Source organism: Streptomyces sp. SD15, assembly GCF_054462255.1.
In genome coordinates, this window is the sequence record NZ_JBTLMO010000019.1 from 1 (window position 1) to 26,896 (window position 26,896).

At 69.8% G+C, this 26,896-nt stretch carries 28 protein-coding genes and 5 pseudogenes; 20 read left to right on the forward strand and 13 right to left on the reverse strand.

Annotation, left to right across the window (positions count from 1 at the left end; all coding sequences use genetic code 11):
- Positions 1–546 precede the first annotated feature (546 nt).
- Both ACX28W_RS20045 and ACX28W_RS20050 read left to right on the forward strand, forming a co-directional pair.
- On the forward strand, positions 547–2,706 hold the full coding sequence (locus ACX28W_RS20045) for a protein kinase domain-containing protein (protein WP_459000363.1): 2,160 nt from the start codon (positions 547–549) through the stop codon (positions 2,704–2,706).
- A gap of 156 nt (positions 2,707–2,862) precedes the next feature.
- Positions 2,863–3,129: pseudogene (locus ACX28W_RS20050) on the forward strand (tyrosine-type recombinase/integrase); the annotation flags it as partial.
- 231 nt (positions 3,130–3,360) lie between these two features.
- Here the strand turns inward: ACX28W_RS20050 and ACX28W_RS20055 are convergent.
- Positions 3,361–3,636 carry a hypothetical protein gene (locus ACX28W_RS20055; RefSeq protein WP_459000364.1) on the reverse strand — a complete coding sequence of 92 codons (276 nt, stop codon included), beginning with the start codon at positions 3,634–3,636 and terminating at the stop codon, positions 3,361–3,363.
- 1,067 nt (positions 3,637–4,703) lie between these two features.
- Between ACX28W_RS20055 and ACX28W_RS20060 the strand changes: the two genes are divergently transcribed.
- Complete coding sequence (locus ACX28W_RS20060; RefSeq protein ID WP_459000501.1) at positions 4,704–5,801, forward strand: hypothetical protein; 1,098 nt, start codon at positions 4,704–4,706, stop codon at positions 5,799–5,801.
- Positions 5,802–6,041: 240 nt separating this feature from the next.
- Here the strand turns inward: ACX28W_RS20060 and ACX28W_RS20065 are convergent, their stop codons facing one another.
- The 3 genes and pseudogenes from ACX28W_RS20065 to ACX28W_RS20075 form a co-directional block, all read right to left on the reverse strand.
- Complete coding sequence (locus tag ACX28W_RS20065) at positions 6,042–6,452, reverse strand: cupin domain-containing protein (RefSeq protein ID WP_459000365.1); 411 nt, start codon at positions 6,450–6,452, stop codon at positions 6,042–6,044.
- 274 nt (positions 6,453–6,726) lie between these two features.
- Positions 6,727–7,890 (reverse strand): annotated as a pseudogene (locus tag ACX28W_RS20070) (MFS transporter); the annotation flags it as partial.
- A 2-nt stretch (positions 7,891–7,892) separates the two neighbouring features.
- On the reverse strand, positions 7,893–8,222 hold the full coding sequence (locus ACX28W_RS20075; protein WP_459000366.1) for an SDR family NAD(P)-dependent oxidoreductase: 330 nt from the start codon (positions 8,220–8,222) through the stop codon (positions 7,893–7,895).
- A gap of 56 nt (positions 8,223–8,278) precedes the next feature.
- Here ACX28W_RS20075 and ACX28W_RS20080 point away from each other — a divergent pair, with 56 nt between their 5' ends.
- On the forward strand, positions 8,279–9,268 hold the full coding sequence (locus tag ACX28W_RS20080) for an ArsR/SmtB family transcription factor (protein ID WP_459000367.1): 990 nt from the start codon (positions 8,279–8,281) through the stop codon (positions 9,266–9,268).
- 289 nt (positions 9,269–9,557) lie between these two features.
- On the opposite strand, the gene ACX28W_RS20085 is transcribed toward ACX28W_RS20080, so the two are convergent.
- From ACX28W_RS20085 to ACX28W_RS20110, 6 genes and pseudogenes are all read right to left on the reverse strand, one after another.
- Entirely contained in the window at positions 9,558–10,133 is a 576-nt protein-coding gene (locus ACX28W_RS20085) for a hypothetical protein (RefSeq protein WP_459000368.1), read from the reverse strand.
- Positions 10,130–11,527, reverse strand: coding sequence for a hypothetical protein (locus ACX28W_RS20090; RefSeq protein ID WP_459000369.1), 1,398 nt, complete (start codon positions 11,525–11,527; stop codon positions 10,130–10,132). The genes ACX28W_RS20085 and ACX28W_RS20090 overlap by 4 nt, the downstream gene beginning before the upstream one ends.
- A complete protein-coding gene (locus ACX28W_RS20095; protein WP_459000370.1) occupies positions 11,524–12,357 on the reverse strand; it encodes an ABC transporter ATP-binding protein in 834 nt (277 codons plus the stop codon). Before ACX28W_RS20095 ends, ACX28W_RS20090 begins: the two co-directional genes overlap by 4 nt.
- The gene (locus ACX28W_RS20100) at positions 12,354–13,172 is read right to left on the reverse strand and encodes a zf-HC2 domain-containing protein (RefSeq protein ID WP_459000371.1); all 819 of its coding nucleotides are present in this window, start codon (positions 13,170–13,172) and stop codon (positions 12,354–12,356) included. The genes ACX28W_RS20095 and ACX28W_RS20100 overlap by 4 nt, the downstream gene beginning before the upstream one ends.
- Entirely contained in the window at positions 13,169–13,729 is a 561-nt protein-coding gene (locus tag ACX28W_RS20105) for an RNA polymerase sigma factor (protein WP_459000372.1), read from the reverse strand. The genes ACX28W_RS20100 and ACX28W_RS20105 overlap by 4 nt, the downstream gene beginning before the upstream one ends.
- A gap of 147 nt (positions 13,730–13,876) precedes the next feature.
- A pseudogene (locus ACX28W_RS20110) lies at positions 13,877–14,338 on the reverse strand (LuxR C-terminal-related transcriptional regulator); the annotation flags it as partial.
- A 34-nt stretch (positions 14,339–14,372) separates the two neighbouring features.
- On the opposite strand from ACX28W_RS20110, the pseudogene ACX28W_RS20115 reads away from it, so the two are divergent.
- The 8 genes and pseudogenes from ACX28W_RS20115 to ACX28W_RS20150 form a co-directional block, all read left to right on the forward strand.
- Positions 14,373–14,816: pseudogene (locus ACX28W_RS20115) on the forward strand (YdcF family protein); the annotation flags it as partial.
- 132 nt (positions 14,817–14,948) lie between these two features.
- On the forward strand, positions 14,949–15,569 hold the full coding sequence (locus ACX28W_RS20120) for an RNA polymerase sigma factor (RefSeq protein WP_459000373.1): 621 nt from the start codon (positions 14,949–14,951) through the stop codon (positions 15,567–15,569).
- Complete coding sequence (locus ACX28W_RS20125) at positions 15,566–16,609, forward strand: CU044_5270 family protein (protein WP_459000374.1); 1,044 nt, start codon at positions 15,566–15,568, stop codon at positions 16,607–16,609. The genes ACX28W_RS20120 and ACX28W_RS20125 overlap by 4 nt, the downstream gene beginning before the upstream one ends.
- 92 nt (positions 16,610–16,701) lie before the next feature.
- A pseudogene (locus ACX28W_RS20130) lies at positions 16,702–16,841 on the forward strand (RNA polymerase subunit sigma-24); the annotation flags it as partial.
- 477 nt (positions 16,842–17,318) lie between these two features.
- The gene (locus tag ACX28W_RS20135; protein ID WP_459000375.1) at positions 17,319–17,804 is read left to right on the forward strand and encodes an STAS domain-containing protein; all 486 of its coding nucleotides are present in this window, start codon (positions 17,319–17,321) and stop codon (positions 17,802–17,804) included.
- Positions 17,804–18,478 carry a hypothetical protein gene (locus tag ACX28W_RS20140; protein ID WP_459000376.1) on the forward strand — a complete coding sequence of 225 codons (675 nt, stop codon included), beginning with the start codon at positions 17,804–17,806 and terminating at the stop codon, positions 18,476–18,478. Before ACX28W_RS20135 ends, ACX28W_RS20140 begins: the two co-directional genes overlap by 1 nt.
- Positions 18,475–19,236, forward strand: coding sequence for a GAF and ANTAR domain-containing protein (locus tag ACX28W_RS20145; RefSeq protein ID WP_459000377.1), 762 nt, complete (start codon positions 18,475–18,477; stop codon positions 19,234–19,236). The genes ACX28W_RS20140 and ACX28W_RS20145 overlap by 4 nt, the downstream gene beginning before the upstream one ends.
- A 108-nt stretch (positions 19,237–19,344) precedes the next feature.
- The gene (locus ACX28W_RS20150; protein ID WP_459000378.1) at positions 19,345–20,061 is read left to right on the forward strand and encodes a GAF and ANTAR domain-containing protein; all 717 of its coding nucleotides are present in this window, start codon (positions 19,345–19,347) and stop codon (positions 20,059–20,061) included.
- A gap of 556 nt (positions 20,062–20,617) precedes the next feature.
- Here ACX28W_RS20150 and ACX28W_RS20155 read toward each other — a convergent pair.
- Complete coding sequence (locus ACX28W_RS20155) at positions 20,618–20,893, reverse strand: hypothetical protein (RefSeq protein ID WP_459000379.1); 276 nt, start codon at positions 20,891–20,893, stop codon at positions 20,618–20,620.
- 497 nt (positions 20,894–21,390) lie between these two features.
- Here ACX28W_RS20155 and ACX28W_RS20160 point away from each other — a divergent pair, with 497 nt between their 5' ends.
- From ACX28W_RS20160 to ACX28W_RS20185, 6 genes are all read left to right on the forward strand, one after another.
- Positions 21,391–21,579 (forward strand): CsbD family protein, encoded by a 189-nt coding sequence (locus ACX28W_RS20160; protein ID WP_459000380.1) that lies wholly within the window; start codon positions 21,391–21,393, stop codon positions 21,577–21,579.
- Between the two features lie 84 nt (positions 21,580–21,663).
- Entirely contained in the window at positions 21,664–21,861 is a 198-nt protein-coding gene (locus ACX28W_RS20165) for a hypothetical protein (protein ID WP_459000381.1), read from the forward strand.
- Between the two features lie 73 nt (positions 21,862–21,934).
- The gene (locus ACX28W_RS20170) at positions 21,935–22,282 is read left to right on the forward strand and encodes a hypothetical protein (RefSeq protein WP_459000382.1); all 348 of its coding nucleotides are present in this window, start codon (positions 21,935–21,937) and stop codon (positions 22,280–22,282) included.
- A 492-nt stretch (positions 22,283–22,774) separates the two neighbouring features.
- Positions 22,775–23,131, forward strand: a complete 357-nt coding sequence (locus ACX28W_RS20175) for a PRC-barrel domain-containing protein (RefSeq protein WP_362078712.1) — start codon at positions 22,775–22,777, stop codon at positions 23,129–23,131.
- 60 nt (positions 23,132–23,191) lie between these two features.
- Positions 23,192–23,362, forward strand: coding sequence for a hypothetical protein (locus tag ACX28W_RS20180; protein WP_459000383.1), 171 nt, complete (start codon positions 23,192–23,194; stop codon positions 23,360–23,362).
- A gap of 191 nt (positions 23,363–23,553) precedes the next feature.
- Positions 23,554–24,165, forward strand: coding sequence for a DUF5994 family protein (locus tag ACX28W_RS20185; RefSeq protein WP_459000384.1), 612 nt, complete (start codon positions 23,554–23,556; stop codon positions 24,163–24,165).
- Positions 24,166–24,352: 187 nt separating this feature from the next.
- Here the strand turns inward: ACX28W_RS20185 and ACX28W_RS20190 are convergent, their stop codons facing one another.
- A complete protein-coding gene (locus ACX28W_RS20190; protein ID WP_459000502.1) occupies positions 24,353–24,889 on the reverse strand; it encodes a DUF5994 family protein in 537 nt (178 codons plus the stop codon).
- A gap of 410 nt (positions 24,890–25,299) precedes the next feature.
- Here ACX28W_RS20190 and ACX28W_RS20195 point away from each other — a divergent pair, with 410 nt between their 5' ends.
- The gene (locus ACX28W_RS20195; protein WP_459000385.1) at positions 25,300–25,557 is read left to right on the forward strand and encodes a hypothetical protein; all 258 of its coding nucleotides are present in this window, start codon (positions 25,300–25,302) and stop codon (positions 25,555–25,557) included.
- Positions 25,558–25,800: 243 nt separating this feature from the next.
- Positions 25,801–26,376, forward strand: coding sequence for a DUF5994 family protein (locus ACX28W_RS20200; RefSeq protein WP_459000386.1), 576 nt, complete (start codon positions 25,801–25,803; stop codon positions 26,374–26,376).
- Here the strand turns inward: ACX28W_RS20200 and ACX28W_RS20205 are convergent.
- Positions 26,363–26,608: a DUF5994 family protein gene (locus tag ACX28W_RS20205; RefSeq protein ID WP_459000503.1), complete on the reverse strand. Its 246-nt coding sequence runs from the start codon at positions 26,606–26,608 to the stop codon at positions 26,363–26,365. The two genes, ACX28W_RS20200 and ACX28W_RS20205, sit on opposite strands and share 14 nt — an antisense overlap.
- Positions 26,609–26,896: the final 288 nt, after the last annotated feature.

The following is a 26,896-nucleotide window of genomic DNA, read 5'->3' on the forward strand; positions in this document are numbered from 1 at the left end:
CCACCTCGGCCTACTCCAACTCGCCTGCAGCATCATCTGCTTGAGACGACTCCGAACCTCATTCTGAAACGATCAGTTAGAGCTCGACCAAGTGAGCGACCCGCCTGCCTACCAAGCCCATGGCCGGGCATGGTTGGTGCCCTGGGAGTCGCCCATGACCGATCCAGTGTGCTGACGTTGCGTCAGAGGTTGCCGTCACGGCCCCTTCGTCCCGAACGCGATGCCCACCCCCTGACCTCCACACACGCCCCCGCTGGACTGCGGCTCTCGCCCCCGCGCGCTTTCCTCGCCTGGCGGTGGCTGTTGCGCGCCCGGTCACTTCCGTACCGCTCTCAAAGCGGCCCGGCATCCGCCTCTACCTGCACAAAAGCCTCCCTCGCCAGCATGGCAGACCGGCAGGAACTCTCACTTCCCGCTCATGATCCGGGCGTCGCCGCACGTGAAACCCCTCGATTTGCCCGCTCTTCGGGCGTGTGCGATACCAGACGAGGGGGCTCTCAATGATCGCCTGGGAACCCTGCTGGCCGTTCTGGAAGAGGGAGCGCCGTGACAGGAGCACACGAAGCCGCCGGGCGTGTGATCGCCGGGCGCTACCGGCTCCTGCGCCGGCTCGGTGCCGGGGGCATGGGGCGCGTGTGGCTCGCCTACGATCAGGAACTCGCGTGTGAGGCCGCGCTCAAAGAGATCGCCCTGCCGCCGGGCGTCTCGGACCGCGAGGTGAGCGCCCGGATCGCCCGGGCCCGCGGCGAGGCGCGGCACGCCGCCCGGCTGCGCGAGCACCCCCATGTCGCCACCGTGCACGACATCGTGGAGGACGGCGGCCTACCGTGGATCGTCATGGAGTTCCTCCCCGGCGCCACGGACCTGGAGGCGCTGGTGCGCGAGCGCGGGCCGCTGCCGCCCGCCGAGGTGGCCCGGATCGGGCTGGCGGTCCTCGACGCACTGCTGGAGGGCCACCGGCTCGGCGTCCTGCACCGGGACGTCAAACCGGCCAACGTTCTGCTGACCAGCCCGGACCCTCGGCCGAGGTACCGTACCGAGGGCGGGCAGGTGCTGCTGACCGACTACGGCATCTCGCTGGAGCTGAGTTCCGGCGAGCCGCGCCTCACCGCCACCTCTGAGATCCTCGGGACCCCGCGCTTCATGGCCCCGGAACGGGCCCGCGGCGAACCGCCCACGCCGGCCTCCGACCTGTTCGCGCTCGGCTGCACCCTTTATTTCGCGCTCGAGGGGACCGGCCCCTTCGACCGCGACACCGACTACGCCACAATGACCGCCTTGCTCTTCGAGGGCCCCACCCGGCCGCATGGGGTGACGGACCTGACGCCGGTACTCCTCGGACTGCTGGCCAAGGACCCTGGGGAGCGGATGGACGCCGAGGAGGCGGCGCGCAGGCTCACCGAGCTCACCACCGCGCCACGGCCCGGGCCCCCGGCGCAGGAGGAGCCGACCGCCGTCTCGCTGGAGCCGCCGTCAGAGGCGCCGCCCGTCTCGGCGCTGGAGCCGCCGTCAGAGGCGCCGCCCGTCTCGGCGCGGGAGACGCCGGCGGAGGAGCCGACTGCCGTCTCGCTGGAGCGGCCGCCGCAGCCGACCCCCGAGCCGGAGGAACTCGGCCCCTCCCCGGGGCCGCTGCCGCACGAAGGTGGCGCGGCCCGCCTGCGGCCCGGCTTGTCCAGGCTCAGACGCCGGCGAGCCTGGCTCGTTGTGGGGGTGGTGCTGGTGGCGCTGGCCGCGGCCGGCGGCATCTACCTGGCACAGTTCCGCCCCCCGCGTCCTGAACCCACCACTGCTCTTCCCACCGCGCCGACATCCGTGTCCTCGATCCCCGTCGGCTCCCGTCCGTGGGGGGTGGCGGTGTTGCCGGATGGGAGCCGGGCCTACGTGGCCAACTTCGACTCGGGCTCGGTGTCGGTGATCGACACCGCCGCGAATCGTACGGTGGGCAGCCCCATCTCGGTCGGCAAGCAGCCGGTGGGGGTGGCGGTGTCGCCGGATGGGCGGCGGGCCTACGTGGCCAACGGCGCCTCGGATTCGGTGTCGGTGATCGACACCGCCGCAAATCGTACGGTGGGCAGCCCCATCCCCGTCGGCTCAGGTCCGGCGGCGGTGGCGGTGACGCCGGATGGGCGGCGGGCCTACGTGACCAACAGCGGCTCGGATTCGGTGTCGGTGATCGACATTGCGACGAATCGTACGGTGGGCAGCCCCATCCCCGTCGGCAAGCATCCGGCGGCGGTGGCGGTGTTGCCGGATGGGCGCCGGGCCTACGTGACCAACATCGGCTCGGAGGTGGGCTCGGTGTCGGTGATCGACATTGCGACGAACCGTACGGTGGGCAGCCCCATCTCGGTCGGCAAGCAGCCGGATGTTGTGGCGGTGTCGCCGGACGGGCGGCGGGCCTACGTGGCCAACATCATCTCGGATTCGGTGTCGGTGATCGACACCGCGACGAACCGTACGGTGGGCCGCCCCATCACCATCGAGAAGGGGCCGGAGGGGGTGGCGGTGTCGCCGGATGGGCGCTGGGTCTACGTGGCCAACAACTTCTCGGATTCGGTGTCGGTGATCGACACCGCGACGAACCGTACGGTGGGCCGCCCCATCCCGGTCGGCAAGGAACCGCTGGAGGTGGCGCTCTCGCCGGATGGGCGCCGGGCCTACGTGACCAACGGCGCCTCGAACTCGGTGTCGGTGATCACGTTCTAGAGGGTTCTGGAGGCCGTCTGAAAAGCTCCGGTCTGCTGAGGGCCCGGCGCCTGGCACGCGGTGACGCCAGCTCCCGGTGGACCAACAGGCCCTGCTGGTGCCGGCCAATCTGTGGTACGGCCATACCTATGCCCAGCTCGCGGCCGGGCTCGGCACCACTACGCCGCCGAAGGACAGGAGGGTCACCTGTTCGTCGGTCCGCGAGGCGGGCAGCTTCGGCGGAGCAACTTCCGGGATGACTGGGGCAATGCCAGGAAGGCGACGGGCGTCTCGGTTGAGCTGCACTTTCACGACCCGAGGCACACCGGCAATACGCTGGCTTCGACTGCCGGCACCAGCACCCGGGAGCTGATGACACGGATGGGGCACAGCAGCTCGCGCGCGGCACTGATCTATAAGCACATGACCAGTGACCGTGATCGGCGATCGCCGATCGGCGCCCGCTCGCTGACACAACGGCCGGACAGGGGCGCTGGGGTACGTCTCTGTCCGGCGTCGTTGATGTCAGCGGTGGATGTCAGAGACCTTCAAAGGCGACCGAGGCGATCATGGTGACAGCGGTGTGGGTCACCTCGTCCCGCTACGTCCGCAGTGCAGCGCTGACTCGGAGGCGTGACCACAGAATGCGACGCCGACTACGAAGCGTTCGCCGGATCATCGTCCTGAGTAGGCGTCCCCTTTCCTCTTCGTACGGCCCTGCCGCAGCCAGGCGAGTAGACCCACGAAACCGGCCGACCCGATCACCGCGAGCTTCCACGCCCCCTTGGTGGCGAACCACCCCAACCAAAAATTGGCCCAGCCCAGCAAGGAGAACATCGCCAGCGCAATTGCCGCCCCGCACACCGCGGCCGCAATCGTGGCGAAGATCGCCACACCCTTGGACAACTTCCGCTCCTCGGATGCTGTGACGTCCATCACTTCATCGTTCATGTTACTCCGTCCGGCCGAAGCGGCGATCACGCGTGAGTCCGGTGGGGTGCTCGGCCGCCGCGCCGTCACGGGGCACTCCATCCGCCGGTGCACGATGAAAAGTGCTCATGGAATCCACCTCGGCTCGATCTCAAAGGCTTGACTGAGGGCTGCATCTTTTGATGCGGCCCCAAGGTCAGCAGACACGACCAGAAGATGTCCGTCATGCCCCAAAAACACGCGACTTGACGCGACGGTGTGTCTTTGCTGGGCGAGTGGTGGTGAGCTCAGAAGCGGACGGAGAGGCAACGTTCGCAGCCCGGTGAGGGTGATCGACCGGCATCACGATCAACATGGCTTGGGGCCTCGGAAGCCATCCCACGTCTGCTGGTGGGTCAAAACGACCAATGTCATCAACGGCGGCGAATGTCGGCGTACGGCGGCGGCCCGGCATGGAGCCGCACTCTGGCGGCAGGGCCGCGAGAAGGATGGGCTGACCGAACTCCTGCCTCCGACTCCTCGTCCGGGGCCGTTTGCGTGAGCGGTGCGTGCGAATTTCTCCCGACGGATCAGCATCGGCACGGACTGCGGGCCGAGCTTCTCCACATCGTCGGACTCGGGCTCCGCTTCGGGGGCGGTGTTCGCGGAGGTGGCGCGGGCGCGCGGTACCAACCGGGCTGCGACCTCGGCGATCGCCAGATCCGCCTCTGGAAGCAGGCTCGTGCGTGTCGGCCGTGCTGGTGATCGAGGAGTGGCCGAGCGCACCAGCGAGAAGCCCTCGCCGCTGCTGGGCGCGGTGCCGCAAACGCCTCAGAGAGTTCCCCGCTGCCACCGCGCGGCAGCGGCGCGGTGGCAGCCATCAAGGGCGAGAGCCGGAACACGCTCGGCCGACTCATCGATTAGCGCGTAACCCCAAAGGCGGCCGCAATCAAGGGAGTTACGAACGGTTCCGGCTGAGCCAGTGGGTTCCGGGGCTGAGTTGGCCATGGGGGACCTTGGCCAGGGGGTGGGGCTGTGTTGTGTGATGATGCACGGAAAATGACCGGCCCTGGAGGGACCGGGTGCGTGAGAAGGGGCGGGAGCGCATCGTGGGCAAGGGCGGGGCGTCCATACCGGACGAGGAGTGGGAGCGCTTCCTACGGGAAGCCGAGGCCGGGACCCAGGGAGCGCCTGAGGAGCCGTCGGCGCGGGCCCGGATGGTGGCGCGGCGGTTGCGGGAGGAGCCCGGCCGGCCGGAGGGGTGGCGGACTCACCAGCCGGCCCGGCGGCGACGGGGCAAGGGCTGGTACGCGGTCGGTCTGCTGGTTGCGGTCGGCCTGCTGGTCGTGGCACTGGATCCGGGCCGGGTGGCCGGGTGGTTCGGAGGCGGAGGCGGCGAGAGAACACCGCTCGCCGCGGAGTCCGAACGTCCGGATCAACCGCCGGCGACCGAGGCGGGAGCCCAACTCCCCACAGTGGTACAGCCGTTCAGGGGGTCGCCTGCGGCGCGGTGGGGCGACGGGACGGCAGGGATCGGTCTGCCTGCGGCACGGGCGATGGGCTGGATGAGCGAGGAGCAGGTCGCGCAGGCACTCGATCGGACCCGGGACTTCCTTGCCGCGTCCAGTCTGGATCCTGGTGTGCTGCGCGGGGAGCGGCCGAGGAAGGCGATCGCGCTGATCAATCCGCATCAGCAGGATGTCCAGGACTACCTGGCGACCGCGTTCCGCGCGCCCAGTCGGGAGAGCGATCCTCTGCTGCTGTTCAGCCGGTTCGAGAAGTCGAAGGTGCGACTCGTCGGGAACGTGGTCAAGACACGAGGGCGGATCACGTACCGGGAAGGCAAGCGCGGCGCGGTCGAGGTGACCACCGACGTCACGTACGTCTACCCGGTCGTACGCGCTGCCGGGGAAAGCGACGAAGTCGCGCGCACCATCGTGCGCCGCGAGGTCGTGATGAGCTGGGACGACCCGGCGAAGGTGGTCATCGAGCCGGGGACGTTCTCCCTCGTCTCCTACAAGGTGGACACCACCAACGGCGGCTGCGACACCTTCACCGGGTATTTCACCCCCGAGTTCAACGCCGAGCGCGCGGCCACGGGTTCGGGAGACGGCCCCGAGGTCGACCCGTACGACCGGAGCAAGTCGATGGACTCGCGCATGCGGGAGGCCGGCGAAGCGGGGTGCGGGACCGCTACTCGGTCGTGAGTGGCGGTGACTCGGCCTATGGCACACGCAAGGCCTGATCCACGTCCCGCTCGCGCCTGGCCGGCGCATGCAACAGGATGCAGTACCGGCCCGACGCACTCGACGGATTCATCGCCGAGACCGGACTGATCACGACACTGCCATGACGTCACCCGAACCGAAAACCTCAGTAGCCGCCCTGGCGGCGGCCGGCTGCTGCTCTGCCAGGGCGGAAAGAGAGATCCGGAATACCGGTGGTCATCATGGCTGGGTAACCCGTAGGTGGCGTCGTTCGGCCAGCTCCTCCGCACTGACCATGGTCAGAAGCGGGGTCCCCGGCGGTGCGAACATGGTCACCACCAGCTGCGACTGCGCGTCCGGAAGATTGTTGGCGCCCTGGTAGTGGATCACGTCGCCCCCGGGCTCGAACAGGGCCTCACCGGCCTTGACTACCCGGGGCGGCTGCCCTTCCAGCTCGAAGAGGATCTCGCCCTGAGTCACGTAGCCGAAGAGCGGCCCGGGGTGCCGGTGCGGCGGCGCGCCGGGGTCACCGGGCGGCAGGGTGACCCGGATGCTCCTGGCCTCGGAGCCGGCCGGGATCCGGGCCGCCGCCTCCGGCAGGGTCGTGATCACCTCAATGCCCGGGGGCAGGGATGCGTGCTCAGCGCTCATGTATTCCTCCAAACAGAGACTGTCCGCAGTAAGGACAGGACGGCCTCCCCGTTTGTGACAGCCCTACGTGGCGACCAGCTTGTCCTGCGGGGGTGGTGGCTGGCCGGTGTACTCGTGCCGGTGTGGCATCGAAGACGGCGGCGGCTAGCCGGGAGGCGGCGGCCGTGCACGGGCTGAGCCCCGGCTGAGATGGACTACTGGAAAACGGACGTTGGTCATCTGCAAGTGAACACGGGTCAACGCCGACTCGTGGCTGGGTCTCGTCCCACTGGAGCCTTCGGCCGTACAGCGCCACGAGGTGGCGGGCCAGGGCGAGTACGGCGAGCAGCGCCACGAGCGCACACACGCTGTGCCACCCTGCCTGGCCGTAGGCGCGTACTCCGAGCCAGGAACCCGTGCTGCCGCCCAGGTAAGCGCAGGCCATGTAGGCGGTGTTGAGCCTGCTGCGGGCGTCGGGGCGCAGGGCGAAGACCCGGGCCTGGTTGGCGACCATGCCGGACTGCATGGCGACGTCGAGTAGCAGCGTGCCGAGAATCAGGGCGGTCAGACCCATCGCTCCGCCCCGGGCGCCCGCGGTGAGGACTGCGGCTGAGACGAGGATCCCGAGCATGCAGACGAGGTTCACAGAATCGGGCCCCCTACGGTCCACCAGGCGTCCGGCGAACGGGGTCCACAGCATGGTCGCCGCGCCGACCAGGGCAAGCATCCCGACCGCCTGGGCGCCCAGACCGTAGACCGGGCCGGTAAGAAGGAGCGCCAGGCAGGTCCAGACGGCCGAGAACCCGGCGAAGGCCGTTGCCTGGTAGAGGCAGGAGCGGCGCAGATCCGGCTCGTGGCGGAGCAGGCGCAGGGACTCAGCCAGGAGTGCCGAGTACGGCTGGCGCGACGGCGGAGTCGTGGCCGGCAGCGTGTAGGCCAGGACGGTCGCGAGGAGCAGGACCAGGACTGCGGCCACCAAGTAGGGGGCGCGCCACCCCAGCCATTCGCCGAGCGTCCCGCTGAAGGTGCGGGCCAGGAGCATGCCGCCGATTGACCCGCTCAGCAAGGTGCCCATCACCGCTCCGCGGCGGTCGGCGGCCACCAGCCCGGCCGCCAGCGGAGCGACGACTTGGGCGGCCACGGTGGTGACGCCGACGAGCGCGCCGGCAGCGACGAGGGGCGGCAGGGCCGGAGCGCAGCCTGCGGCGAGCAGGCCCGCGCCGGTAAGGGCGAGCAGGGTGACGAGGAACGGGCGGCAGGGGAGCCGGTCGCCGAGCGGCACCAGCAGAATGATCCCGGCTGTGTAGCCGACCTGGGTGGCGGTCACCACCAGGGCGGCGGAATCGGGCGACTCGTGCAGTCCGGCGGCGACCAGCGGGCTGATCGCCTGCGGGAAGTAGATGTTGCCCACGCCGACGGCGCAGGTCACGGCCAGGATCAGGACCAACCGGCGGCTCATCTTCAGTCCACCGGCCCGCCTGCGACGTAGATGACCTGGCCGGAGACGAACCCCGCCCCGGGACTCGCCTCGGTCGGTGCCCCCAACTCGGCTGCGATCTGGGCGACGGCACCGGTCACGGCCGTCTCGTCGGCGACGTCGGCGGCGACCGCTGCCGCTGTCCCGCCGTTGCTCGTGATGGCTTTTGCGGTACCGGCGCACTCTGACTCGTTCAGATCGACCACTCCGACTGCCAAGCCGTCTCGCGCAAGTCGCTCGGCCACTGCTGCGCCGATGCCGCGTGCCGCTCCGGTGACGATCGCCACGCGCTGTGCGTGAGCTGTATGTGTCATGCGTGGAAGTTCACGGCACCCGCACTCCGCTGCCAATCGATGTAGCTTCTGGCTTAATGATCAGCTTTGAGCTGGGCGTCGAGGACCTCGCGGACACGCGGTTCGCTGTATCGCCCCTGCATGAGACCGTGCTCAGCCTGCGGGTACTGCGCGAGCCGGGACTGTCCGCGCTGCACCTCCCATGGCGCAGGTCCGTTCTCGGCAGACTCAGCGCGCTCGACACCGACCTGCTCATGTCCCTGGTAGCGGCGAGGCGCACCCTTCCCGACTTCCTGACGCCGCGGCCTGCAAGATTCGCCCCAGCCTTCGAAGAGGAACTGGCCGTCGTCCGCCAGACCTCCCCCGATCTGGTCCGCCGCGATCTGCTGGCCACGCATGCGCCGGACCCGCTCCCCAGCGCTCTGCACGCTGCCACCGCTGCCGACGACGCGCCCGTCGCCAGACTCCGCGATGCCCTCTGCGAGCTCCTGCGGCAGTACTGGGAGGCCGCCATCAAGCCGATGTGGCCGCAAATGCAGCTGCTGCTGGAAGCCGACATGACCTACCGCGCGCGGCAACTGGCCATGGGAGGCGCCCGCCTGCTGTTCGCCGACATGCACCCGAATCTGCGATGGCACAACGGCGTGCTGCACATCGACAAGATGATCGGCAGGTACCGCGTCGCGGCGTCGGGCCGAGGGCTGCTGCTCGTACCGTCCGTGTTCGCTCACAAGCCCGCGCCTCCTGTCAGCCCGGAGGAACCACCGATGCTGGCGTACCCCAGCCGCGGAGTGGCGACGCTCTGGGTCCCGGCGCCCATCGCTGACGCGACTGCTCTCATATCCCTTCTGGGTGCGCCCAGATCGAGACTGCTCAGCCTCCTCGATGAGCCGCTGCCCACAGTCGAGATCGCCCGCCGCCTCAGGGTCACGCCGAGCGCCGTGTCCCAGCACCTGCGCGTGCTCTACGCCACCGGCCTCGTCACCCGGGCTCGCGCCGGACGGCAGGTCCTGTACCGCCGCAGCCCCCTCGGCGACCAACTGACCGGCCGGCGTCAGCCCCCCTGAGCTCGATAAAGCGAGGACCGGCTGTTCAGCCGACGGCTCAGGCCCGCTCCTGCCGGCGAGCGTCAGCCAGCGATATCGGCGACCCGCGGCGACGCTGAAGATCGGCTTGTCCAACGCCTACCGGTTGGCTCGGCTTGTCCAACGCCTACCGGCTGGCTCGGCTTGTCCAACGCCTACCGGCTGGCTCGGCTTGTCCAACGCCTACCGGCTGGTGGCCCGCCGCGGCACTCACGGGGGCGGATCCGCGCAGACGATCACGGTCGTGCCCCGCCCCGGTGGCCCGGACCGGCTACCGTCTCGGTCCCGCGACGGCGTAGGCCGCGGTGCCGACGACCGCGAGGACCAGGGCCGTCCACGTGCCCGCCGCCGTGCCGGGCGGCAGCAGCATCCAGCTCACCACCTGCATCGGCACACCTGTCGGGAGCGGGGCGGAGAGCGAGAACGACAGCCAGGCGATCGGCAGCGTCCACGCGTACTGCGCCCCGCACACCGTCGCCCCGATGGCGACGAGCCCCATCAGCCCCGCGCTGTTGCGGACGACGAACGCGGTGGTGGCCAGGTCCTCGCCCATCGTCTGCACCGCCGGCAGCACCGCGCCGACGACCGCGCCGATGAGCAGCACATGCGCCGCCCTGCGGAGCACCCAGCGGATCGCGGCCGTCCGGTCCAGCGCGACGTCCTGCCCGCCGAGCCCGATCGAGGCCGCCGTCGCCCCCGCGACGATCATGAGCGCGGGCATCCGCGGATCGCCGGGCCCCCCGCTGCCGTCCCGGGCAAGTGCCCACACCACCACCGCGCTGATCACCACCACGGCGAGTGACGCGGGCACCTGCCGCGAGCGCGCATACAGCGTCAGCCATCTCACCGGGACGCACCGCCGTTCAGCGCGTCGAACGCGTCCCCCTTGCAGGAGAGCGCGGCGGCGCGCATCGCGTTGATCCGCGAGAGCTGCTCGGCCCGCGGAAGCGCCTTGAGTTCCTTCCACACCGGGCGGGTCTCGGCGTCGACCTCGCGGCGCAAACCTGCTGACAAGGTGCCGGGAAGCGGCCTGAGGTCCCCGAGGACCCAGCCCACCGCGACGGTCTGCGCGAATTCATCTCCCCCGAAGCCGCTCCAGCCGACGGGGGTGCACCCCGGCACCATGCCTTTGGCGATCAGGGCCCAGGTCAGCTCCTCGCCCTTCGCGGCGGCGATGATGTCGTCATCGAAGTCGAAGAGCACGGTCTTGCGGGACCACTGCGGCGTGGAGCCGTCCGGCAGTACGGCGGTATTCTCCCGGACCGACACCGGCACCTGACTGCCCAGGGCGCCGTGCAGCAGGCGCAGCGCCTCCTTACCCGGACCCGCGAGGTCGGCGAGTCGCGCCTGCTGCGTCTTCGTCACGCACACCGTGCCGTCGCACACCATCTCGGCGGCGGCCTCGTCGACGACATATATCCGGCGCGGATCGGAGGGAAGGACGAGCAGAGCGATCACCGCGCCCGCCAGGACGGGCGTTACGGCCAGCAGCCGGGCGCGCGGGGTCGCGGCGACCAGCAGCGCGAAGCCGGTCGCGGCCATGGCGAGCAGCCAGATCGTCTGCCCGACGTGCACGGAGGCGGAGAGCGTGACGAGTGCATCGCGCACCTCCTGCACCGCCGGTGACAGCAGGGAGACCCGGTTCGGCTCCGTGCTCGGGAGCCCCGTCGCCGTGGTCGTCTCCGTCCGGCCCAACGACATCTGCATGAGGGCCGTGAACACGAAGGCGCCCATGGCCAGCGCGGGCGGGGTGAGCGCGGACGGCAGGGCCCGCCCGGCCCCCATGCCCAGCACGGCCCCCGCGACGAGAGAGAGTGCCCCTACCAGCGAGATCGGCAGCCACCCGAGGTGCGTGTACTCGGTGTTGGCGACCACCTGGACCGCGCCCACGAGGACGAGGAGCGCAAAGGCCGAGGCCAGCGTGATCGCCGTCGCGCCCGCCAGCGTGGCCGCGCGGTGCCGGGCGGGCCGCGGCGTGCTCGTCAGCAGCTCGGACATCTTCGAGCGGTGGTCGCGCAGGCCCTGCAGCGCCCCGAGCCCCACGGCGAGCGGCCACAGGTAGAACAGCAGGGAGCGGGTCCACAGGGCCATGGACGTCCACTGGGCCGTCCACGCCGTGGTGCCACTCCACCACGCGCCGTTCAGCAGGTACAGGAACGCCAGCGCCGGCGCCAGGACCACGACGCCGGCCCACGGGGCGACGGAGCGCCTCAGCTCGATACGCAGGACACGGACGTTCACCAAGTGCCCCTTCCCTGCTCGGGGTTGAGCAGCAGCGCCGAGTAGCCGCGCTCCAGCGGGCTGTCGCCCACGTGCTCGGGGCCACCCACCGAGGCCAGCTCGTCCGGAGGGCCCTGGAAGACCAGTCGTCCCTCGGCGAAGAGCACCACGTCCGTGCAGGCGGCGGCGACGTCCTCCACCAGATGGGTCGAGACGAGCACGCAGGTGTCCGTACCCAGCTCCTGCAGCAGCTCACGGAAGCGCAGCCGCTGCGCCGGGTCCAGGCCGACCGTCGGCTCGTCCAGCAGCAGGATCGTCGGGTCGTTGACGATGGCCTGGGCGATGCCGACCCGTCGCACCATGCCGCCCGACAGGGCCTTCATCTTCTCGTCGGCACGGTCCGCCAGACCCACTCGCTCCACGGCCCGCTGCACCGCCGCGGGGATGTCCGCCTTGGGGACCTCCTTCAGCCACGCCATGTACTCGACGAACTCGCGCACCGTGAAGCGTTTGTAGTAGCCGAACTCCTGCGGCAGGTAACCGATCCGACGGCGCAGCGCACGGTGCTCGCCCATGCCGCCCACGGACTCGCCGAGCAGTTCCAGGCTGCCCTCGGTGGGGCGCAGTACGGTGGCCAGCGCCCGGATGAGGGTGGTCTTGCCCGCCCCGTTGGGGCCGAGCAGACCGTGTACGCCGAGGCCGAGCTTCAGGTCGAGCCCGTCGACTGCCATCCGGTTCCTGCCGACTCTGACCTTCAGCCCGGTGGCCTGGATCTCCCAGGCGTAGGCCGTCGGCGCGATGTCGGCCGCGCTCGCCGCGGACGTCATGAGGTGTTCCTTTCCGATGGTCATCGATGGGCTCCCAGCACGGAGTACGCGCCCCTGCGGGCGATCACGACACCGATGCCGAGCGCGAGGATCAGCCCCCACGCGGGCAGACCGTCCGTCTGCAGGGCGAAGGTCGTACGGCCGGCGGCCAGGGTCGGCGCCACGATCACGGCGGCCCACACGGCGGCCAGCGCGACGGCGGCGCGGGTCACGCCGACGACACCGCCGAGCGCCAGGGTCGTCGAGGTGAAGGCCAGACAGGGCAGCAGCCACTGGGCCACCATCACCCCGGTCACCCATCCGCCCACGAGCAGCGCGGGGACGACCACGGCGAGCACGGACGCGGTGCGCCGCAGCACCAGGTAGAGCCCGGCCCTGGGCACCGAGGCCGTCAGCTCGTACGCCGGGTCGAGACCGCGCGACCAGGACGCCGCGACGCCGAGCACGGGCAGGACCGGGGCGAGCAGCAGCACCAACGACACCTCGCCGGAGCCGGTGTCGACCAGGTCGAGCAGCAGTGCGAGCAGTGTCACGCCCACGACCATGGCCAGCCACGGCACCATCGTGGGCGTCAGCCACCTCGACAGCCGCGCCGACCAGCGCCGTCCGCGCGGCATCGTGACGGTGACCGCCAACTGGGGTTCGAGGCCGGACCACACGGCGTCGACCAGCGCCGCCACCGCGGGCACCTCGGCAGCGACGGCGGCCGACAACCGGTCACGGCACACCCCGCACGCCTCCAGATGGGCCTCCACGGCCCACACCTCGTCGGCGGCGAGATTCGTGCCGCCGCGCGCGTAACCCTCGATGATCCGCATCGACGCGTGTTCCATGCTCATGCCAGCGCCTTTCGCATCGCGATCCGGGCCCGGCGGGCCCGGGTCTTGACCGTGCCCTCGGGCAGCCCGAGCAGGACGGCGGTCTCCCGGACGGACAGCCCGTCGAGAACCATGGCCTGCAGTACCTGTCTCAGCTCCGGCGCCAGGCGCCGCAGCGCGTCGCCGACGTCCCCGCCGACGGTTGCCGCGAGCACCTCGTCCTCGGCGGCGGGCGCCATGGGCTGCAGGGCCGCCGCGGGCGGCGGCTCGGCGTGGTGGGCCCTGCGCCGGAAGGCGTCGACGAGGCGGCGTGCCGCGATCGTCCACAGCCATCCGATGGCCGTTCCTCCGGCCGCGGTCCCGGCGAACGCACCCGCCGCGCGCCACACCGCCAGATACGTCTCCTGCATGACCTCGGCGACGATCTGCTCGTCCGCGCAGCGCCGGCGCAGCCGCACCGCCATCCACGGCGCGGTGCGCCGGTACAGCTCGTCGAACGCGGCACGGTCACCCCTGGCCACCAGCCGGACGAGACGCTCCTCGTCCAGCTCACCGGGTGCCTTCCTTACTGATCTCACACCCTCTAGACGCCCGGCCCGGACGGCAGGTTTTCCCCCCGGCGTGACCCCCGTCACATGCGGGGGATCCCGGAAGACCCGGCCCGACGGCAAGGCCCTGGGCCCTCACGGGCACCGCACGCCGGCCGGACCCGCGGCGCTGTGTCATCAGCGGGCCGAGCGGACCGTGCCGTTCTCCCAGGCCCAGGCGGCGATCTCGACGCGGTTGCGCGCGCCCAGTTTGCTCTGGATGCTCGTCAGGTGCGTCTTGACCGTGGACAGCGACAGGCACAAGTCCGCCCGGATCTCCTGGTTGGTGCGGCCGACCGCCACCAACCGCGCGACATCGACCTCACGGTCGGTCAGGGGGTGGGACCGTGCGCCACCGTCCTCCGAGGGCAGCCGCCGGTCCTCGAGTTGCTGCAGCAGACGCAGGGTCACGGCGGGCGAGACCAGTGCGTCTCCGCGTGCCGCAGCCCGTATCGCCTCGATGAGCGGGGCGGGCCCGGCGTCCTTGAGCAGGAATCCGCAGGCGCCGTTGCGCAGTGCGGTGTGGATGTAGTCGTCCTGGTCGAAGGTGGTCACCACGACGACCCGGATCGGGTCCACCGCAGCGGGTCCGGCCAGCACCCCGATCCCCATCCCTGGTGCTGCCACGATCGCGGTGTACGAGGCGCAGGCCGCGCGCGGCAACCCCCCGGTGCTGATCACCTCCGGCGGACAGGGCCCGGACGAGGACCTTCCCGAGGCCCACGCGATGGCCGACTACCTCACAGAGCGAGGCTTCCCCAAGGAGCACATCGAGCGCGAGGACCGCTCCACCACCACCGAGGAGAACCTGCGGTTCAGCAAGGCGATCATGCAGGAGCGGCGCCCGGGGCACCGCTGCGTCGTCGTCACCAACAACTTCCACGTCTTCCGCGCCGCCATCACCGCTCGCCGTGCCGCCGTCGACGGGCACGTCATCGGTTCCCCCACGGCTTCCTACTTCTGGCCCACGGCCACGATCCGTGAGTTCGCCGCAGTCTTCCTCCAGCACAAGGCGGTCAACCTCGCAACGTGCGTACTGCTCGGCTTCTTGGGGCTGTTGCTCTCATTCTCCAAGTAGTCCATGGAGTCACCGACCGCGAGATCCGCCAAGCCTTCCGGACCCAAGTGCAGTGGTGTGGCGGAGGCCACAGGAACCCCGCCAGACCCGCGGAGAGTAAAAGGTGTGAGACAAACAGAACCAACGGAGTCGGTGCGTGCGCGCATACGGGCAGGGGACCGTGCGGCGTTCGCCGACCTGTACGACCAGTACGCGCGGGGGGTCTACAACCATGCCCTGCGCCTGACCGGCAACTGGTCGGAGGCCGAGGAGGCCATGTCCGAGACCTTCCTCGCCGCCTGGCGTACCCGGGAGACCGTGGAGCCGGAGGGCGGTTCACTCAAGCCCTGGCTGCTCGGCATCGCCACGCACAAAGCTCACAACGCCAACCGTGGTCTGCGCCGACGGCTCGCCTTCCTGGCGCGCAGCCCGGAACCACGTCCCGTCGAGGACTTCGCGGACGAGGCGGCCGGCCGGATCGATGACGCCCGCCGTCTTGCGGTGGTTCACGAGGCGCTGGGCCAGTTGCGCCGCCAGGACCGGGAGGTGTTCGCCCTGTGCGTGTCGGCCGGGCTGGACTACCAGCAGGCCGCCGAGGCGCTCGGCATCCCGGTCGGCACCGTGCGGTCGCGGCTGTCGCGCGCCCGGGCGCGGCTTGCCCGGATGAGCTCCGGTCAACTCGACCGCGCGAAGGCGGAACCGCGGGGCCCTCGCGGAGAGAAGGAGAGTGAGGCCGCGTTCGCGGCCAAGTTTCTGCAGGAGGAAACCGGATGAACAACAACAATCCGCCGCACGCCGGTTCCGCCCGGAGTGAGGCCGAGGAGTTGCTGTCGACTCCGGCCGAATGGGACCTCCCGCCGAGCAGACACCTCCACTTCAAGGACGTTCTGATGCAGCAGATCGACGACGACCGCACCCCTTCCCCCCAGGCACGCCCGACACCACGCCGTCGACTGGCGCGTGCAATGGTGCTGTTGCCCCTCGCGTCGATGGCACTGGCCGGGGCACTGGTCGTCACGCTCTCCGGCAGTGACGACACCTCCGCCCCGACGACCCGAGCCGCCGACGCCAACAGCGCCTCCGCCGTTCTCCACCGGATCGCCGTCGCCGCCATGGCAAGCGACGCGACGCCGGTGAAGGACGGGCAGTTCGTGTACGTCGAGAGCCTGGTCCGCGAGAACAAGGGCGCCTTCGAGGGCCCCGTGCGGCTCGGCGCCCTGCACAAGCGTGAGGTCTGGATGTCGCAGGAGCCCGGCCCGGTCACGAACACCGGGTGGATCCGCGAATCCGGGAAGGACGCTGTGATGCCCGGTGATCTGGGCCCCATCGAGTCCACCGCTCCCGTCTCGGCGGGCATCCACCACCCCACGTACAAGTGGCTGGCCTCGCTGCCCACCGACCCCGACGCGCTGCTCAAGCTGCTCTACGGCCAGACCAGGGTGGAGGAGGGCGAGTCGAAGGAGCAGGCCGTCTTCTCCAGCATCGGCGACCTGGTGAGCGAAACGATCATGCCGCCGGCGAACGCCTCCGCGTTCTACAAGGCAGCCGCGAAGATCCCCGGCGTGAAGGAGATCCCTGACGCCGTCGACGCCGCCGGCCGTCACGGCATCGCCATCACCCGCGAAGACGCCTCCTCCGCGACCCGTTACGAATGGATCTTCGACAAGGGCACCCTCGCCTTCCTCGGCTCGCGCTCGTACATCACCAAGGACGAGGTCAAGGGGATCACTTCCGACACACTGTTCGGGACCAGCGCCATCATGGAGCGCACGGTCGTCGACCAGCACGGCAAGGAACCCGCCAAGAACAGCTGACCTGCGCCCCGCCGGGTCCCTCGGGCAGAGCCGTCACCTCCCGAGGGACCCCGCATCCCCATGACGATCACCGGGTGCCGGTCGGGATCGAGTTGATCCGGATCGACGTGTCGTTCGAGCCGCACGAGGTCAACGGCCAACCCGGCGCGATCTTCCGCGACCGGGACGGCAAGGTGGGCCGGTCGTCGACGCCTGGGCCATCGACCGCGAGGTGAAGCAGGCCCGTCGGCAGCCGAACTGGCCTCGGGAGTGGTGCGGGCCGGCTCGTTCACCGGCAGATCATGTCAGCGGCCGCAGGCTTTCTCGGCCGCCTCCGCGGTCGACGTGGCTGCGAGGTTGAACTCCCAAGTACCGTACGGTGCACAGGGCATGCGCACACCACCATGCCCCCATACCGTCCACATGCTGGGAATGGGCCGATCCGGCCGTCCGTCGCACCGGGCGAGGACTACGCTGCTGTACAGGCGTCCCAGACCCCGGCGGCATGTCGTTGCTGAGCACAGATCGCCGCGGGGAGCGGGCCCTTCGCCCGTCGTCCGGCGCATCCCTGGAGGGAACCGGGTGGGCCCTCAGTCCTGCCGCGCAGGCCGGCCAGTCGGCCGTCGCTCGACCTCCGCCGAATGTACTCCGCTGCCGGAAGTGGGCCGACGGTGCCGGGATCCCGGCACCACCGCGTCCGCTGCCGGATGGTCTTCCGAACCGAGGCGTCATGCCCCTTCCGCCGCTCAACGTCTACCGTCACGATCGCAAGAAACGGGCACTGATCACGCTGGCAGGTGAGATCGACCTGGAGACGGTGCCCCTGGTGCGCGCCTCACTGGAACGGTGCCTGCGTGACGGCATCCGCACCATCGACGTCGACCTCACCCCCGTCACCTTCTGCGACTGCAGCGGCCTCAACGCCTTCCTCCACGCCTCACGGCACATCACCGCGGCCGGGGGGACGCTGCGACTGCACCGTCCGCCGCCGACGCTGGTCCGCATGGTCGACGTGGCCGGCTGCGAATTCCTGCTCCTGGGACTTCCGTTCGGGCATCTGCCGCCTACTCCCGGGAACGCCCCGGCCACGACCGCTCCAGTCCCGCCGCATCGGCCTGTTCCGCTTGTCCCTGTTCCGCTTGTCCCTGTTCCGCCTGTACCTGTTCCGCCTGTACCTGTTCCGCCTGTACCTGTTCTCTCGGACGGTGCGGTGTGATGGCCCGGCCGTATCAGGGACCGTCACGGCAGCCCCGTGGGGACGAGAAGCCCGGCGTGGACTCCGGCGCGGACGCGGTGCGGTTGCGCCGGGTGAACCGATGGCTCGTGGAGGACATCCGAGAGGATCTCGCGGATCTGTACGAGGAGTCCTGCGCCACGGGATCCGGTGAGGCATACCGCAGTCCCAGCCGCCAGGACTTCCTGAACCATCTCGCGGGCGACATCCGCCGGCCGGGGTTCGCCATGGTGATCGCGGAGACGGACAGTCTGGTGGGGTGCGCCTTCGGGTTCCCGGTACTCAGCGACGGCCGCTGGTGGCGCGGTTTCGACGGTGCGCTACCACGCACCATTGAGCGGATCACCAAGTCCAGCAGTGTCTTCGCGATCAGCGACACCCTGGTCGGCCCGCACCCGCAGGACCAGAAGCTGGCCCACCGTCTGCAGGAGAGGCTGTTGACCGACCACCAGGCGACCCTCGGCGCCACCTTGGTGGATCAGGCCGACCGCCCGACTCTCGACTCGCTCCGCTCCTGGGGATGGCTGGACGTCGGGGAGCTTCGGAGGCCGATGAGCCCCACCACGTTGCGTGCGCTGGTGTTCCCCCTCGGGGAACGGACCACGGCAAGGCTGGAGGGTCTTGCGCACGAAACCTGGACCCGGTGGCCCGGGTGAGGTCCGACAGCCGGGAGGCCCGGATCCAGGTACTGGTCGCCGCGCAGGCGGCCCGGCGGGGTGCCCGGGTCGGCGTGGTGGATGTGTGCACCGCGGCCGTGGCGGCACTGCCGGTCGGCGGAGCCGGACTCTCCGCGATGTCCAGATCCGCGGCAAGCCATCCGTTGTGCAGCACCGACGATGTCAGCGAGCAGTTGGAGGAGCTCCAGCTCACCTTGGGCGAGGGGCCTTGCGTGGATGCCTTCACCCAGGGCTCGGCCGTACTGACGCCCGATCTGCTCACTGCTGAAGTGCAGAACCGCTGGGCCGTGTTCGCCGATGCGGCCCTGGAAGCCGGGGCACGCGCCATCTTCGCCTTCCCTCTGCACATGGGGGCGATCAGCCCCGGAGTTCTCGACCTGTACTCCCAAGTCCCGGGCCGGTTGAACGCGGAGGAGCTGGCCGACGCGCTGGCTTTCGCCGACACCGCCACTCTGGTCCTGCTCGACTCCCGGCTCGACGGGGAAGAAGGCCTGGTCGGCGGATGGTCGATGGACGGTCGCTTCGAGGATCTGGGCGCGTACCGGGCGGAGATCGACCAGGCCACGGGCATGCTCGCGGCCCAGCTCGCGGTCGGTGTCGATGAAGCCTTCCTCCGGCTGCGCGCCTACGCCTACGCGCGAGGACGCCGCCTCGCCGCGGTAGCCGCCGACGTGGTCGCTCACCGGCTCACGTTCCCTCCGGGCGCGGACACGGCTCAGACCGACGATGAAACCTGACACCTTTGCCGGGCCAAGAAACCAGACCAAGAAACCGGACCATGAAGTGAGTTGTGCTTCCCGTCCCTTCATTCGGGCCGGGATCAGTCTCGACGGAGGGTGTGCACGATGAATCAGCGACTCCTGGCCAAGACCTTCGTCGAGCTGGCGGACAACCTGGTCGCCGACTTCGACCTGATCGATTTCCTGCGCCTGCTGACCGACCGCTGTGTGGGCATGCTCGGCGCGAGTGCCGCAGGCGTGCTGCTCGCGGACCGCGACGGCGAACTCCGCGTCATGGCCGCCTCCGACGAACAGGTGCGCCTGCTGGAGCTCTTCCAGCTGCAGAACGACGAAGGGCCCTGCCTGGACTGCTTCCGCACCGGCGCACCGGTGATCGTCGCCAACCTGAGCGGGGAGGCCGATCGCTGGCCACGCTTTGTCGCGGCGGCCCACCGCAGCGGGTTCAGGTCGGTCCAGGCCCTGCCGATGCGTCTACGGGACGAGGTCGTCGGGGCCCTGAACCTCTTCCACGCCACCCCGGGCCCCTTCGACCCGGACGTCACTCCGCTCGCCCAGGCCCTGGCCGACGTCGCCACCATCAGCCTGCTGCAACAGCGCACCGCGCACCGCAGCACCGTCCTCAACGAGCAACTGCAGAGCGCGCTGAACAGCCGCGTCCTGATCGAACAGGCCAAGGGAAAACTCGCCGAACGACGGGGCATCGACATGGAACAAGCCTTCACCGCACTGCGCGGCTACGCCCGTGCTCACAACCGGCGCCTGTCCGACCTGGCCCGCGCGTTCATCGACGACTCCGAACCCCTCCCCGGCCTGAGGTCCTGACCAAGGCCACGGCCTGTCAGCAGCAGTTCCCGGGCTGTGGTTCACGGACTCTGGTTCACGGGCCGGACGGCCGCCGCCGCTGCTGCGCGGCGGCGGCCGTGGTCGCGAGGACGCGAGGCCCCCCAGCCATCGTGTCCTCGCGCGCTGTCCTCCGCGACGGCGGGGTTGCGGGAGCACCCCTAGTGGAAAACGCCAGGAGGACGGAAGCTGGAGCCGCTGTCTCCGGCGATGCGGCTCCGGCCGGCCTCGATTGCGACTCGGGGGCTGGGAGCCTGGGTGGGGGACTTGCCGGTTCCGTCGGTTCCTTACACGGACGAAGTCCCGCCTGCCCTGCTCGGAGCGTAGAGCAGATGCACGACGAGCGGAACAGGGCATGACGTACGCGTTCTCGCCTCGATGCGGCTTCGGAGCGGGACGCGGGCGAGGCATGAGGTACGGCTCGCCCGCGAGGACGAGACCGCCGAGGCCGAGGCGAAGGAGGAGACGCCGAAGAGAATCAGCCCGATCGCCACAGCGGCCGGCAGGGGCGGTGGTGTCCACACGGACACTTCGTCGCTCACCCGCGACGCTCGCGGTCCCGCCGGTCCTCGCGGTTCCAACGCCCTCGGTGCTGACGGCTGTAGCGGCGATCCCAGCGGTCCTGACGCTCCCGGCGGTCCCGGTAGTCCTGGTACTCACCGAAGTCGGACCCGCCGCCGCGGCCCCGGCCCCCGCCACCGCGGCCGTAGCGGGTGGCTCCGAAGACCAACACAGCCGCGGCGACCCACCAGATGGGGTTGAGGAAGCCGAAGCCGAACAAGACCACGATCAGGACGAGAAGCAGAACGAACACAGTGGGCCTCCCCGGGAGCGGAACACAGCATCGGTACCGGGGACTGGGGCCTCACCCCACAGCGTAGTCCTGCCCGAAGACTGCCGATAGTGAGCGACACATGCGTCTACTGCCGGATATCAATGGCCACTTGACGCCTGTCAAGGAAATACCGGAAGGGCCGGGGCCTGTCCGGCCCCCGGCAGCGTCGCACCGCGAACGCGCTCCTCAGAGGGCGCACCCCGCGCATCGGTGCCGGAACCCGCCGTGTCACGAGCGTGGCCGTTCCCGCACCCGACGGACACCCTCACCGAGGCCCCGTTCGCCCCAGCGTCCCCTTCCCAGCCTCCAGAACTCCCCCATGTCGACATCACGTTGACACTGGCGGGCGCCGGGCGTTGACTGACAGCACGGCGTAGGGCCATGCCACTCCGGATCATTCGGGCGAAGCATTACCCCTTCCCGCTCCGCCCGGCCCCCGCGGAACCAGGAAATCCCCGCGATCCGGAAGTCCGGCGATGTTACGGATTCCTCTCCTTCCGCTGATCCGTTTCCGATCGCGGCCACAGGAAATCAAGGGCAGGATCACAGAAGCCTTCGGCCGGGCCACCCGCAACAGAAAACTGGAACTGCAGGGAAAGGGCGAACGGCTCTCCGGAAATCTGAAACAGGCGGGCGAGAAAGCCAGGCACGCCTTCAGGCGGTGACCACGGCAGCCCCGGGTGGTGCCCACGTCGCGTGGACACCACCTGACAGGCGTCAACGCGAAATTCTCTACGAGGAGTGAGGGAATGACAGCCCTGTTCACCATCACGATCACCGCCCTGATCGTCCTCGCGACGACAGCCGTACTCGTGGGACGCGGACCGGTCCGGGACAGTGGTCAGGGCAGCGGCGGGCCGAACCACCGCGTCGTGCCCCCGTACGACTCTGCCGCCGCCGATGATGACGACACCGACGTGGCCGATCCGGAACCCGGCCAGCGCTGAAGCCGCACGGCTCCCTCCGGAACGATCACTGAAGAGCGTCCGGCCCGCACCACGCACAGGGAAGTGGCACACGATGATGTACGACCAGACACGCGCCCAGCAGCCCCCGGACCATCGGCCCGGTTCCGCTGAGCGCCGGACCCCGGGCCCGGAGCCGCTGCTCCCGTCGGACGAAGCGAATGAGCTCACCCTGCGCCTCCAACACGCGCTCAACACCTTCGCCGACAGCCCACGTCAGGCGTTGGAAGAAGCCGAGGGCGCATTCGACGAGGCCGTCGCTCATCTCGTGAGCGCCCTCGCGGAACGGCGGCATGCCCTCCACGCGGGCTGGCAGGACCAGGACCCCGAATCGCCGTCGGCCGAACTCAGGCTCGCGTTGAGGCAGTACAGGGAGATCACGCAACGGCTGCTGCGCATGTAGGTGATCGCCGCTCCGACCCAGGTCAGAGCACGTTTCGCCGCCATTCCCGAGCGGGCAACCGGAGGGACTGGGGCGGGCGGGTCACGCCCGCCGTTCCGAGTGCGGTGGAAGCGATCCGGGCCGAACCGGCGAGTACCGCGATCCCCAAACCGTCGAGGGGCCACCCATTCCTTGGGTTGATTATCTTGGCGGTCGGATCACGGCGGTCGGTTCACGATTCATTCGAGTGATATTGCCGGAGCGGGGAGCCGACGAATGGATCGGAAAATACACAGAAATCTTCTGACGGGCGAGAAGCTGATCGCGGTCGGCCCGGGAGCATGTCCGAGCCGCGCTGACCGCAGTATCGTTAATAGCGGGTTGGTTCACTCTCACGTGCAACCGCCCGGAAGGGCGGCTCCGGCGTGTTTGCGCCGGAGCCGTTGGCCCATGCCTCATGGCATTCGGTGGGACGGCCTGCAGCAATGGGTGCGCGTCCGGAAGGGAGAGGTCATGATCCAGGCGGCCGATATCCGTGAGTGGCGCGACCATCATGTCGTGGACGCGAAGGGGCGCAAGATCGGCGTGCTCGAAGCGATCTATGTGGACACCACGACCGACGAACCGGCCGTGGCCACCGTGCGGACCGGGCTGCCCACCCGCCAGCACCTGGTTTTCGTCCCCCTCGACGAGGCAATCCTCGGGCCGGACTACCTCAAGGTCTCCTACGCCAAGAGCCTGGTGAGAAAGGCTCCGTCGATCGGCACGGACGACATCCTGCCCGCCGAGCAGGAGGAGGGGATTTTCCGGCACTACGGCATGACCTACCAGCCAGGCGTGAAGGGCGAGCGCCAACTCGCGCGCCGCTGAGCGACCGCGCCCCGTCCGACCCGGTCCGGTCCGGTCCAGCCCAAGGGAGGCGTTCAGGCGATGGTGCTCTTCCTTCTCCTCGTCCTCGTGGCCGTTGTCCTGGGAATCATCGGCGTGGCATCCGAGGGCCTGGGCTATCTGCTGATCATCGGCATCGGGCTCCTCGCGGCCGATGCGGCGATCGCCTCCGTCCGATGGTCCCGACGCGTCGGCCATCGTCCCCTCCGCTGACGGCGCGCAGCGGGCGACCGTGCGTCCGGCATGCCGTGGAACTCGCGCCACGGTAACGGTCCGTCGGACTCCGGCCAGGAGTATCCTGGAGATACCGAGGGCACTTCGTACACCGGCTTCGATGCCCGTGCCGTCCCCGGCGATTCATGACACCGGGCCGGTCATGGCCGGCCCGGGGCGAGGTCCGCGTGATGACCGCAACCACGTTCGACAAGCCCGCGGTCGAAGACCGGACCTCCTCTTCTTCACCGCCACCTCTCCGGCTGCAGCTGGCGCCGCCCGGCACTGCCCCGGCCCTGATCGACGGCGCATGGTGGCCGCGCTCCCGCGACCTGACGGCCGAACTTCCCGCGCTCACCGCGGTTTTGGACCCGCTGTGGGGGCGGATCACCCACGTCACCGTGAACCCCACGTTCTGGCCGGTCATCCCCCGCAAGGTTCCCGTCCAGGGCCATGTGGTGAAGGTCGGCTGGTTCAAGGCCGAGCAGGACCCGCACAAACTGCTGCTGCTCTCCTACACCGCGGGCCGCTGGGACCTGCTGGTGATCCCGCCCGAGACCGGCGCCGCCACAGCCGCCCGGCTGATGACCGCAGCCACGGACCCCGCGCGACAACTCACTGCGAGCGGCCTGATCCAGGAGGCCGAGCTCTTCCACATCGCCGCCGAGGCCGAGGCCGCATGGGATTCGGCCCGAGAAAAGGCATGGGACTCCGAAGGCGGACACGATGCCCGCCGCACCTCCTCACACGACCCCGCGGAGGCCGCCATCGGCCACGTGCCGATTCCGGCGGAAGGCATGTGACAGGCATACACCCACGCCCGGCCGTCCCAGGCCGGGCGTGGGTGAGCCGACGGCCTTGACGCTGCCTGGCGTCAGGGCCGTCGCGCTGCCCCGGTACCGTTTCGAAACCATTGCCGCGAGCTCGCGCGAGCACGATGGGTGCGCCGTCGCACAAGATGTCCTGCCGGACTCAGCCGGATCCCTGCGGCTACCGGGTGTCAGGGCGTGTTCGGCCTTCCGGGCCCGCCTCAGGGTCTTTCGTGGTGACTGGACGCGCTCGATCGGTCCCGGTGTCGATGAGGATCTGTTCGGCCTGGGTGACATTGTCGGCGTGGACGGCTCTGGCCATCGAAGCGCGTACCGCGTCGGGCGTCGCGTGCGGCGGGACCACGAGCAGGGAGAAGTGGTCCTGATCGCCCCGGGTGATGAGGACGGTGTCGTCGCCGACCGGAGAGAAGTCGAGGTGCACGACGCGGCCGTCGACGATCACTCGCGTCGGTATCTCTTCCCAGGCACTGGAGTCCAGACCGACGCGTGTCACCGGCCCGAGGTGCTCGGTCAGCGCGGCGATCAGGGCGGGAAGCTCGGCACCGATGTCGCGGGAACGCGGCCACCACGCACCGTCGAGAATTCCCCCGCGCTCGTGAGTCGTCTCCAGACGCAGCAAGGCCGTCCCGGGCTTGACGGCCTCGTGGATGGTGTCCGGCAGCAGCTTCGTCACGCGTGGAGGATCGGTTTCGGACATCGCGCTCGCCTGTCTGCGGGGATTCGGCAGCTCGGTGTCCGCGTGCGGCGACGGCGGTGTGGCTGCCGGGAAAACCACAGCGGCTTCCTCATTTCACGGTACTCCTCACTCCTCCCCCGGCCGGGGGAGGACCCACTCGCTGCGAGTCCGCCCATGCCCCCGTGAAGTCGCTGGTCACACGCAAAGGAGGCGCAGGCACGCCGGAGTAGAGTGAAAACCGGTCGGACTCCCTGAGCCCCGCCACGGGATGTGCCTACGTAGAGACCGTCGAACCGTGGCCGCAGTCATCACCCTGATCGCCGACCCCCGTATGGCCTTCTCCCCACTGAGCCACCGAGCCACCGAGAGCTGTCGGTCCGGAGCGACGTGCCGAGCCCACCACCACGTCGCCCTGACGAAAGAGGTCCACCATGAAGCCAGTGGGAACTTCCTCCGACGGGCAGGCCGAGGTACGCATCGTCGCCGCGTCCCCCGAGTCCGCTCGTCGCATCGCCGAGGTCCTCCGTCGCTGCTTCGCCTCCACCGAGCAGCGCAGCTACCCCGCGGGCCGCGATGGCGGGACCCGCTTGCACCTCACCGTGGACACCACCCGCACGGCAGAGCCGGCACGGTCCTGGCTGGAGACCAGTCAGTCCTCTCAGCCCCCAAGGAATGACGGCGAGGAATGACGGTCGCGCCAGACGGACGAGGTCTGAAGCGACCCGGGCGGACCGGCGCGGTGTGTGATGGCACGGTGCGTGAGGGGCGGCGTCCGGAACCGGTGCCGCGCCGGGGCCCGTCCGACGTGCCGCGGGAGTAGCGTGGAGGCATCGAGAGTATTTCGCACACCGGCCGCCATGCCGGTGTCGTTCTCGGCGAGTGACGACACCGGGCCGCCGCTCACAAGCAGCGGCCGGAGACAGGTGCGCGCGATGTCCGCGACCACCGACCAACCCCCGCTGCGGATCGTGCCCTTCAGGGCTCCGACCGCTCGCCTCGCGCTGAAAACCGTGAGCACGTCCCGAGGGCCGCTCGACGGTGCCTGGTGGCCCCGCTCCCGGGACCTGACACACGAACTCTCCGCTCTGGCCGACGTACTGGACCCCCTGTCCGGACGGATCACCCGGATCGCCGTCAACCCGACGTACTGGCCTGCCATCCCGAGCAGAGTGCCCGTCAACGGTCACGTGGTGAAGGTCGGTTGGTTCACAACAGAGCTGGACCCCCACAAGATCCTGCTGCTGTCCCACACCACGGGCAGCTGGAACCTGCTGGTGGTGCCACCGGAGACCAGCACCCCGGCGGCCGCCCGCCTGATGGCCGTCGCGAGCGACAGCTCCGAGCCTCCGACGACCGCGAGCGCGCTCATGGCAGCGGAACACGCCCTCCAGGGCAGTTCCATGGCTGACCGGGACCAGGATTCCGAGGAAACCTGGGAGGACGGGGACGACGCCTCCTCCTACTGGGCAGCTGGCGCCCGGCCGTGCCGCCTGATCACGGCGAAGTGAGCGTCATGGTCAGCGCCGTGGCCTTCAGAGGCAACGGGTCAGTGTCGGCCTCACGCGGATCAAGGGGGTCAAGGGGCCGTCCAGCATCCGCCGACCGACTTGCCGGCCGCCCTCCCAGCGCGGCGATCCGGCCGGGAAGCTCGGCGCCGATGTCACGGGACAGTCGCCACCACGCACCATCGAGGATTCCCCGGCGGGCCTGCGCCGTCTCCAGCCGCAGGGTGGGAATCAGAGGCGCTGCGACAGAAGGCCGCCCTGGGGGCGAGGAATTCGCTGGTCACGCAGGTTCTCCGGACAAGGCCCGGAGTAGAGTGAGGGGACAGGGAATCCTTCACACACCGGCTTCCACGCTGGTGCCGTTCTCGCCGAGCCATTGCAACGGACGGTGAAGACCCGCCGTAAGACGGGTTCGTGCCATGCCCGTGATCGTCGGCCCTACGACCGTCAACGAGCAGGTCTCCGGCGATCACTTCCACGTGGAGACCGTCGTGGCCACTCACTGCGGACACGGCGCCGGCCC